9 protein-coding genes are annotated in these 10,561 nt (G+C 42.5%); 3 read left to right on the top strand and 6 right to left on the bottom strand.

From position 1 onward, the window contains the following. The 4 genes from ligA to ENH88_RS09850 form a co-directional block, all read right to left on the bottom strand. Positions 1 to 829 (bottom strand): NAD-dependent DNA ligase LigA (gene ligA, locus ENH88_RS09865; RefSeq protein WP_304182100.1); only part of this gene is annotated, 829 nt, incomplete at its 3' end. A 93-nt stretch (positions 830 to 922) separates the two neighbouring features. Then, positions 923 to 1,699, bottom strand: coding sequence for a cell division protein ZipA (gene zipA, locus ENH88_RS09860; RefSeq protein WP_304182099.1), 777 nt, complete (start codon positions 1,697 to 1,699; stop codon positions 923 to 925). A gap of 40 nt (positions 1,700 to 1,739) precedes the next feature. Beyond that, the gene (locus tag ENH88_RS09855) at positions 1,740 to 5,135 is read right to left on the bottom strand and encodes a chromosome segregation SMC family protein (RefSeq protein ID WP_304182098.1); all 3,396 of its coding nucleotides are present in this window, start codon (positions 5,133 to 5,135) and stop codon (positions 1,740 to 1,742) included. A 67-nt stretch (positions 5,136 to 5,202) separates the two neighbouring features. Further along, on the bottom strand, positions 5,203 to 5,934 hold the full coding sequence (locus tag ENH88_RS09850; RefSeq protein ID WP_304182097.1) for an RNA methyltransferase: 732 nt from the start codon (positions 5,932 to 5,934) through the stop codon (positions 5,203 to 5,205). 167 nt (positions 5,935 to 6,101) lie between these two features. Here ENH88_RS09850 and ENH88_RS09845 point away from each other — a divergent pair, with 167 nt between their 5' ends. The 3 genes from ENH88_RS09845 to ENH88_RS09835 are packed head-to-tail and all read left to right on the top strand — an operon-like array spanning position 6,102 to position 8,526. After that, positions 6,102 to 7,199, top strand: coding sequence for a YjgN family protein (locus ENH88_RS09845; protein WP_304182096.1), 1,098 nt, complete (start codon positions 6,102 to 6,104; stop codon positions 7,197 to 7,199). After that, a complete protein-coding gene (locus ENH88_RS09840; RefSeq protein WP_304182095.1) occupies positions 7,199 to 8,236 on the top strand; it encodes a M48 family metallopeptidase in 1,038 nt (345 codons plus the stop codon). The genes ENH88_RS09845 and ENH88_RS09840 overlap by 1 nt, the downstream gene beginning before the upstream one ends. Next, positions 8,233 to 8,526, top strand: a complete 294-nt coding sequence (locus tag ENH88_RS09835; RefSeq protein WP_304182094.1) for a hypothetical protein — start codon at positions 8,233 to 8,235, stop codon at positions 8,524 to 8,526. Before ENH88_RS09840 ends, ENH88_RS09835 begins: the two co-directional genes overlap by 4 nt. A gap of 57 nt (positions 8,527 to 8,583) precedes the next feature. On the opposite strand, the gene speB is transcribed toward ENH88_RS09835, so the two are convergent. Continuing rightward, positions 8,584 to 9,507, bottom strand: a complete 924-nt coding sequence (gene speB / locus ENH88_RS09830; protein WP_304182093.1) for an agmatinase — start codon at positions 9,505 to 9,507, stop codon at positions 8,584 to 8,586. Position 9,508: 1 nt separating this feature from the next. Then, positions 9,509 to 10,561: biosynthetic arginine decarboxylase (gene speA, locus ENH88_RS09825; RefSeq protein WP_304182092.1), on the bottom strand; the 1,053-nt coding region annotated here is incomplete at its 5' end.

Below are 10,561 nucleotides of genomic sequence, written 5' to 3'. Positions count from 1 at the left end.
GCTCAAGAATATCGTGATAATAATCAAGCGCAGCTTGCTGACCTTCAACTAATTTTGTTTCTGGGCAAAGTGGCAAGCCCCAATCCGTTAACTTAGCTAACTGTTGATAATGGTCACTCGGTAATTCACCATTGGTAACAACACCAATACTGTAGGCATAAAACATCAACGGCCGCTTGGCTGTGATTTTTGAATCGAGCTGACGCAAGCTGCCTGCTGCGGCATTACGAGGATTAACAAACACTTTTTCGCCGCGTTTTTCGGCATCAGCATTAAGTTTGTCAAATCCAGCGCTGTCCATGAACACCTCACCGCGAATTTCAATTTCCTCGGGGAAATCATCACCGCGTAACTTTAGCGGCACGTTACGAATTGTTTTCACGTTGGTGGTAATATTTTCCCCAGTGTAGCCATCGCCGCGGGTTGCTGCCTGCACGAGTACGCCATTGCGGTACAAAATCGATACAGCGAGGCCATCAAGTTTTGGTTCGCAGCAAAAGGTAAGTTCTTTATTGTCCATCAACCGTTCTTTAATGCGACGATTAAAGGCACTGAATTCTTCTTCACCAAACGCGTTATCTAACGACAACATAGGGACTTGATGTGTTACTTGCTCAAATTTAGCAAGTGCTGCTCCGCCGACTTTTTGGGTCGGAGAGTCGGCGCTCATATACTCTGGATTATCCGTCTCAAGCGCACTTAACTCACGTAACAGTCGATCATATTCGGCGTCCGGAATGCTCGGGTTATCAAGCACATAATAGTTGTGGTTATGATCTTCTAACTGTTGACGAAGCTGCGTAATTTGCGCTAACACTAAAGTGGACATACTGACCTCAAAAAACATAAAAAAAGCCACTTAAACGAGTCATCGCCAAGTGGCTTATAAAATTCTTAACTAGTTACTTTTTATAGCAAATGATTAAACTGAAAAACGTCTCACTTTTTCAACATACTCACGCACGCTATCAACGGTCATTTCTTCACGCTGTGAATCTAAAATAGTTGCGCCAAACTCATCGGCTAACTTTTTAGCGGCACTGTGCAACATGTTAAATGCGGCAAGGCCATCACCGTCACACGGTAGGGTCATAAACAAACTAACCCCTGCAGTGCTAAATTGTTCCATATTATCAATATCAAACGTGCCTGGGTTGTACATATTTACTAAACGAAATAGCACTGGACCGTGGCCGGCAGGATCTAAATGGCGATTAAAAAAGCCTTCTTCTGAATATTTAAAACCCAGCGTGTTAACGGCTGGCAATAATTTACTGCCTTCCATATTCAAGCCTTCAGGCATTTGAATATGGACAATGATAAAATCACTGGCTACTGGTTGCTCAGGCTCTTGCTCAGTTACCACTTCATCACTTGACTCAGCTGCTGTTGCAACGTCATCAACATCAGAACCTGTTTCCTGCTCTGACTGTGCAAATGAATTAGCCTGGGGCTGCTGCTTTTCATCAGCACTAAAGCTTAAATCGCCAAACTGCGGTTCATCACGCTCAATATGAGAAACAGGCTCAGGTGCGCTTTGACGTTCAACAGCTGCTCGATGATCTGCAGGCTCAACCCGCTCGTCATTTGTCGCAGTTGGTGCATCTTTTTTACGCACTGACCATAGGCCATGTATTAATAATCCACCAATGACTACGACACTGATAATGATTAAAACCCATCTTAATTGTTCGGCCATCCCCTCACCTTTTATTATCTATTTACTCAAATATTAATAATTATGCGTGTGCCATTTGCACCGCTTGTTCAATATCGACAGCGACCACACGCGAAACGCCTGGCTCAGCCATTGTTACACCCGTCAATCTTCCTGCCATTTCCATGGCAATTTTATTATGACTGATATAAATAAATTGCACCGATTGTGACATTTCTTCAACTAATCGGCAAAAACGTCCAACATTCGCATCATCCAATGGAGCATCTACTTCATCCAGCATACAGAACGGAGCTGGATTGAGCCTGAATATTGAAAACACTAATGATAATGCGGTCAGCGCTTTTTCTCCACCACTTAAAAGGTGAATTGTTGAATTTTTCTTGCCCGGCGGGCGTGCCATTATACTAACACCACTTTCCAATAAGTCATCACTGGTTAATTCAAGATAGGCACTGCCGCCGCCAAATACTTTTGGAAACAACTGAGCAAAATCGAGATTGACCTGATCAAAGGTCGCTTTAAAGCGCGTTTTAGTTTCGCGATCAATTTTACCAATGGCGCCTTCGAGTGTTGTTAACGCTTTAGTTAAGTCTTCTACTTGGGCGTCTAAATACTGGCTACGTTGCTGCGCTTGTTCAAATTCATCAATCGCCGCTAAATTTACGGCCCCCAACTCACCTAAACTCTGCACGGCTTTATTAAGCTGCCCTTGGTAAGTATTTATGTTGGCATTTTCGGGGAGCTGCGCCAACACTTCTTTTAAGTTTTGCTGCAATTCATCAAGCGGCTCTAGTGCCGCTTGTGCTTTTACTAATAAACTTTGTTCTTCAAGAGCATGTTGTTGTAATTGCTCTTGTAACAGCCCCATTTCAGCTTGTGAAGCTTTAAGCGCAGTTTGTTTATCAGTAAGTGCTGTTTTAGCTTCACTCAATGCTGTTTGCAAATTTTTGAGTTCAATGTCAGTTTGTTGATTTTGCTCTAACAAGCGTAATATTTGCTCTGCCACCTCTTCTAACGGCATAACGAGCTCTTCAATTTGCGCCGTTAAGTCCATTACAGCTTCGCGTGCTGACTCACAAGCAGTAACGGCGTGTTGTAACTTAGTGTCGCTAAGCTGGCATTCACTGCGCGCTTTTTGCTCGTTAAGCGTTGCTTGATGAGCACGTGTTTTATATTGCTCTAACTGAGCATTAGCGTGCTTAAATTGCTCATCACTTTGCTGTTGCTGCAATTGCGCAGTATTTAGCCTGTCAGTTATTTCATCACGCTGTTTTGCCAGCTGAGCTATATGCTGCTGTTGTGCAGTTAATTTATTTTCAATACTGGTGTGTTCAACATTTAATTGCGCGAGCTTGGTTTGTAACTTGTGCTGCTGATTTTGAAATTGCTGCAACTGCTCTTTAAGCATATCGCGACGAGTACTGCCCGAAGCCACTTGTTGCGCAAGCTGATGTACCGCTGCTTTTAATTCTTCGCGTTGGGCATGCAGTTGTTCGCATACTTGCTGTTGCGTCGTAAGCTTATTGCTTTGTATAGCTAGTTCGACACTGAGCTGTGCTGTTAACTGCGTAGCCTCTAACAACTGTTTATGTTTGATCAGCAAGGAGTTTTCTGCACTTTTACTGGCTTGTTGCTGCCAATTGCGGCCATGAATATTACCCTCGCGATCTATTACTGCAAGCCAATACTGATCCACTAAATCATTATGATTAAAATCATCTTTATACTTAATTCGATGCAATAAATCAGGGTAAACTCCTTGCTCTATAAATGTCGCCAATGAACCTTCAGGTGCAGTCTCAACTGTTGGCCATATTCCGTTAGGGGTTGCCACTGCGGTTACATTCAATTGTTCAAGCCCTTGTAACGCCTGCTCTACTAAATGTTCATAGCCGTTACGCACCACTAATTGTGCTAACAGATTGCCATCAGTTTGCTCTTTAGTATCCCCGAGCATTGCATTCAAACCCGCTATTTTAGCTTTATTTTCGTTGTGTTGCTGTGTTAGCAGTTGATGGGTATCTTGGCTACTACGTAAAACTGTTTGCGCTTGCTGCACATTGCTCTGAACTTTGTTTAATGCGCTTTGTTTTGCCGCAAGCTCTTGGGTTAACGACTGCATTAATTGTTGTTGCTGGGTTACCTGCTGTGCAATTGGGTTATCGGCAAGTTCCGCTGATTCACTTAGCAATGCAGTTTGCTGATTTTCAATGTACTGTAAATTTTGTGTATATTGATCAGCGATATTCTGTTGCTGGCTATATTGCGCATTAATAGTTTGAAACTGCTCATTAATAGCTTGCCTATCAGCACCATTTTGCTCTTTTTCAGTGTGTAGCTGAGCAACTGTTTCTGCCATTTCAGTAACTTGCTCTGTGCATATTAAAGTATGTTGAATCGCTTCTTGTAAGGCATTTTGCTGCTCATCAGTGTGATCTTTCTGCTGGCGTTGTAGCTGCTGATTTTGCAGTTGCAACTGCTGCTGTTTAAGCAAATTATGATTAAACGCTTGCTGTTGCTGCTTTAAACTAATTTGTTGTTGCTCAGCACGGGTAAGTTCGGTGTGCGTTTTGTGTTGAGCTTGCTGCGCATCATTGAGTTTTTCAAGCTGGTGTTGTACTTGGTTTTCAAGGCTTGCTAGTACATCGTCATGACCTGAATGGGCGGTTTTAAAGAAGCTAATTTGCTCATTTAACTGGGCCATTTTGTCGGCTTTAGTCACTTGCTGCTGATGTAATTTTTGCCATTTCAGTACAGCAAGTTGACCTTTGAGGGTGCGCTCTTGCGCTTTTAGTTCGCGGTATTTTTTTGCTTCAACTGACTGTACTGCCAGTTTATCAACTTGTGCTTGCAGCTCTTGGCGAACATCGAGTAAGCGCTCAAGGTTTTCGCGGGTACTTTTGATCCGGGTTTGCGTTTCACGGCGGCGCTCTTTGTACTTTGAAACACCCGCTGCTTCTTCTAAAAACACGCGTAGATCAGCAGGTTTGCTTTCAATCAAGCGTGAGATCATGCCTTGCTCAATAATCGCATAACTACGCGGACCAAGGCCGGTGCCTAAAAATATATCGGTGATATCGCGCTTACGACACTTACTGCCATTGAGAAAATACAACGATTGCCCATCACGCGTCACTAAACGTTTAATGGCCACTTGATTGCGATCGGCAAAGGTATTTGGTAAATGCCCTTGGGTGTTATCAAAAATCAGTTCAACAGAGGCTTGCGATATCGGTTTGCGATTGGTAGAGCCATTAAAAATAACATCGGTCATGGCATCGCCACGCAGGTTTTTTGCCGAACTTTCACCAAGCACCCAGCGCACCGCATCAATCACATTAGACTTGCCGCAGCCGTTCGGGCCAACAACACAGGTCATTTGATCGGGGAATGGAATTTTAGTGGGCTCTACAAAGGATTTAAAGCCCGCTAATTTTATGGTGCTTAAACGCATCTAATTGGTTTACCGATTATTATTGTTATCTGCTTGATGTTAATTTAACCCAGTTTGGCGCAAAAGGTTAAGCTTGGCGTTTAAAATTATCTAAAATAATTCCCGTTGCCATAGCAACATTGAGTGATTCTGCTGCGCCAAATGCCGGGATGGTGATTTTATTTGTAACCAACGCTGCACATTCAGCACGAATACCATGAGATTCACTGCCCATTAGTAATACGCCAGATTGCGCTAATGTTGCTTGATGCAAGTTTTCGCCTGCTAAAAACGCGCCATATATGGGTAAATCAAGATCATTTAAATAAGCAGGTAAATCAACTTGGCTGACTGCAACACGCACAAACGAGCCCATTGTGGCACTGATGGTTTTTGGATTATATGGATCAGCACTGTCTAAGCTTGTAACAATGTGCTTGATACCATACCAATCTGCAACACGAATAATAGTCCCTAAATTACCAGGATCGGATACCCCATCCAGCGCTAACATTAACCCTTCTGGGTTTGGTAAGGCAATCGTTGGCATAGCAACAACCGCAATTGCCGCATTGTTTGACACTAAGGTACTAGCTTTAGTTAGGCTGTCTTCGTCCGCTTCTACCATAGTGACATGGGTAAATTGTGCTTGGAACTGTGCTATAAAAGCAGCTGTCGCAAATACATCAACTATCGCTAAGCCACTTGCCAATAACTCAAGTACGTTTTTTTCACCTTGCACAAGGTATTGATTATGTTGCTTTCGGTACTTTTTTTGACCTAATGCGCGAATTAACTTGAGTTGGTTTTTTGAAATCATAACAGCCTCATAAAATGACGCCGTGAGTATAACAGATATAACAGGAAGTTCTAAAATTGAAAACTCAATCTTTAGCGCGTTAAATCAGTTGTTACTGTTGATTATGATTGATTAAAAGGTGTTTTTTTAGTAACTTTTGCTACTTCATAAAAGGAACTGGAAATAACATGGAACCCACCATACATTCAACTGAATCACCCACAACAGCAACTAACTCAACTATTTTTCAAGGCAGAGTACAATTTGGCGGTCAAGCTGGCGAATTCTTTGGCATTTGGATAGTCAATATTCTGCTCAGTATTTTAACCCTCGGCATTTATTCAGCATGGGCAAAAGTACGCACCTATCGCTATTTTTATAGCAACACCCGTATTGACGGCCACAGCTTTGATTATTTAGCAACCCCGATACAGATCCTCAAAGGGCGTATTTTAGCGGTGGTGGTATTTGTAATTTACAGCCTTGTAGTACAGCTATTACCATTAATTGGGCTGTTATTCGCACTAGGCTTTTTATTTGCTATGCCTTGGATCATCAATCAAGGCCTGCGTTTTAATATGCGTATGACCCGTCATCGTAACGTACGCTTTGCGTTTTCTGGCAACTACGGCGATGCATTAATTAACTTTGTACTATTGCCTATTGCCAGTGTGTTCACATTGTATTTATTACTGCCTTACGCGTTAAAACGTATGGATCAATATTTACATGAAAACATCAGCTACGGTAATAAAGCCATCAATGTGAACCTCAAAGGGGAAACCTATTATATGGCTGCACTCATTACAATTGGAGTTGCAATCGCAGGTTTGGTCATTTTTGGTATATTTGTAGGTATTAGTGGTGTTGCGATGGGTTTAGGTAATATTGACTCAGATAACTTAAATGTCTCGACAATTTTATTTCCCGTGTTAATCATAGCCTTCTATATTGCATTTCTGACATTGATTAGTGCGGTTTATCAATCAATTATTCGCAATCATATTTTTAACAGCAGTGAATTTGACGATGTTGCTAGCTTTAAATCTGATTTAAAGGCAGTTGACTACGGCATACTTTTATTTACCAATGCGCTGGCTATCATCTTTAGTTTGGGGATGGCTTACCCGTGGGCAAAAATACGTAAAGCTCGCCTACTCGCTAAAGCAACAGAGGTAACCGTTTATACTGGTGCCCTTGCAATTATTGATACTGCACAACAGCAGCAGTCATCATTCGCTGAAGAAGCGGCAAATGTGTTCGATATTGATATTTCGCTTACTTGATGAGTAATTCTGCCATCATAGGCTGCTATTACTACCCTAATAGCAGCCAACATCAACAATGCAGCGCCATTGTCACTGACGAACATGTGCAGCTTATCGGTGCTCAACAACAGCTTTTACTGTGTTCCGCACTAGTTAACTGCCAGTTAGAGAGTCCACTGCCGGGCATTGCATCCGCAATCAGCTTTTCTGAAGGTGGTCGCTTTGTACCTCAAGATATCCATTTCCGTTGGCCGTTTGCGGCTGATAAACAAGGCCTTACTGAACGCTTAGAGAAAAATAAAGCGCTTATTTTACTGTCAATTATCCTAACACCATTGCTACTTTGGTTTATTTTATACCGAGGCATCCCTGCCATCGCGGTGTATAGCGTAAGCTTGGCCTCACCTAACACCGTTGAAAATATGGGTGAACAAGCTCTCACTGTGATTGAGAAAGTTGCTTTAGAGCCATCAATGCTCAGTGAAGACAAACAAGCGGCACTGCAATTACAATGGCAAACCATACTCAATAAGCTGAATTTAGATACAACTAAATTTAGACTGTCATTTTATCAATCGGACTACCTGTCGGCTAATGCGTTTGCACTGCCACATGGCCGCGTTGTTGTTACTGATGAACTGGTTACTTTACTTAATGATAAGCCGGACGCGCTGCGGGCAATTTTATTGCATGAAATTGGTCATGTTGAGTATCATCATGGCATTCGCCTAACTGCCCAAGCAGCAGCCAGCAGCATCGTTCTCGCTGTTATTTTTGGTGACTTAGAGGGTATTACAGAAGTGGTACTTGGCTCTGGCTCGTCGTTTTTACAGCAAGCATTTTCACGAGATATGGAACGCGAAGCAGATCAGTATGCCATCGAAAAATTAATTGAGTTGGGTTACTCTAATCATGATTTTGCCGATGCGATTGAAGCACTGCAAACAAGCTTAGCTGAAAAGGCTAAACTTGATGATAGTTGGTTAAAATACTTATCAACACACCCAAGCTCTCAAGAGCGAATTACACATGCAAGGCAATATCAGCCCCAATGACACCGGAGTTAACGTTAATCGTCTTAGCCGCTACCGTGATTGCGTTAGGGTATGGTTTTATTTACCCACGCTTTGCGGGCAATGACTTTAAAAGAGTATCGATGCAAGATGTGTTTGCAACGGCCGTAACTTTGTTTATCGCTGCGAGCTTATATTACAACTCCAGCATTGAATTCAACTGGTTAGGATTTAAGTTGAATTGGTTTTGGTTTACCTTGCTAACTTACTTAATTATCGAGATACCTGTTTGTTTGCTCTATGCAAAAAAGCATAATATGAAATTTCCATAATTTGCTGGATTAAAAAAAGCGCCTAATTGGCGCTTTTTTAGTCTGCATTAATGCATATTAATATTTATGCTTTAATGCCCATAAATGCAGTAGTTCACTGGCAATGGTTGCTGCGGCAATCGCAGTTAATTCACTTTGATCATACGAAGGTGATACTTCAACCACGTCCATACCAATCATATTAATACCTTTGAGGGCACGTAATATCTTAAGTACTTTATCTGATGTTAAGCCACCACATACGGGTGTACCAGTACCAGGAGCAAACGCCGGATCTAAGCAATCTATATCAAAGGTTACGTATACCGGCAAATCACCTACTCGGGCTAAAATTTGCTCAGCAATGGTTTGCGCCGATAAATCATTGGCTGCCATTGCATCAATCACTGCAAACTCGTGTTTGCTTTGATCAAAATCAGTACGAATACCAATTTGGATGCTGTGATCAACGTCAATCAGTCCTTCCTTCGGCGCATGATAAAACATGGTGCCATGGTCGTAGCGTGAGCCATTACTGTAAGTGTCTGTGTGGGCATCAAAATGCACCAAGGCCATTTTACCAAAGCGTTTAGCGTGCGCACGTAGTAAAGGTAAGGTTACAAAGTGGTCGCCCCCTAAACCTAAAATCGCTTTACCTTGGCTTAAAATATTGCCCGCGGCTTGCTCAAGCTTAGCAGTAAAATATTCAGCGTCACCGACAGGGTAAGTAAAATCCCCCGCATCCGCTACTTTTAAACGCTCAAACAATTTAAACGTCCACGGGTATTTTGTTTCTTCCCATGCTAAATGCACTGATGCACGGCGAATAGCATCAGGGCCTAACCGTGCACCTGGACGTCCCGAGGTTGCCATATCAAATGGCAAACCCAGCACCACAACATCGCCATTGATATCCGTGATATTTTGTACCATTGGCTGACGTAAAAACGTCATGCCATTGGAATACAATGAGTGATCAGGGTGATCAAACAAAGTGGTCATATTAAAGCTCTTCTAAATAAGTATAACCGTCTAAACCCGCTTGTAATTCATCAAGCACACTTTGTTGCTCAGCCGGTGGTAATTTTGCAGCCACCAGCTGTGCATATGAAGATTGAAAACCTTCAACATCTAAGTGCACATAGCGCATCATATCTGCCACTGTGTCACCTTGATTAATTTCTACGATACTCGCCTCGCCGTGCTCATCCATGCTGATCATCGCACTGTGGGTATCACCGAATAGGTTGTGCATATCACCTAAAATCTCTTGATACGCCCCCACTAAGAAAAAGCCCATTAAATACGGTTTCTCAGCACTAAATGCTGGCACCGGTAAAGTGCTTTCAATACCTTGACCATCAACATAATGATCAAGCGCACCATCCGAGTCACAAGTAATATCTAATAATACCGCACGTCGTTGCGGTGCTTCCGTTAAGCCACTTAATGGCAATACCGGAAACACTTGGTCAATTCCCCACGCATCAGGCAATGACTGAAACAGTGAGAAGTTAACAAAAAACTTATCCGCTAACCGCGCATTGAGTTCATCGATGATTGGGCGATGAAAACGGTTTTTATTATCCATGTGTTTGTTAAGCTCATAACATACACGTAAATTAATTTGCTCTGCCCATGCCCGTTGAGTTAAATCTAATAATCCCATCGCAAACTGGTTATGTGCTTCGGCTAAGTCACCTTGGCTATCATGATAAATCTCAATTAATGCACGGTCATCGGTCAGTACATGTAATTGCTGCCACGATAGCCACATGTTATTAAGCAATAATGGGGCGTCATCTGCTGGTGCTTGAATTTCTTCCGGCTCGTAACTTTCCGTGCCAATTACATTAGAGATAAGTACGGCATGATGCGCTGTTAATGCACGCCCAGACTCAGAAATAATGGTCGGGAACGGTTGCTCATACTGCTTACAAATATCACCTATGGTGTAAACAATATTATTTGCATACTCAGCTAAGCTGTAGTTCATTGAGTTATGAGATTGGCTGCGCGTGCCATCATAATCAACGGCTAAACCACCGCCTACATC

Origin of the sequence: Pseudoalteromonas prydzensis (genome assembly GCF_011050055.1) — a bacterium.
Taxonomy (GTDB): Bacteria; Pseudomonadota; Gammaproteobacteria; order Enterobacterales; family Alteromonadaceae; genus Pseudoalteromonas; species Pseudoalteromonas prydzensis_A.
Note: the sequence above shows the minus strand (reverse complement) of the source record. Positions and strands in the feature narration are given on the sequence as shown.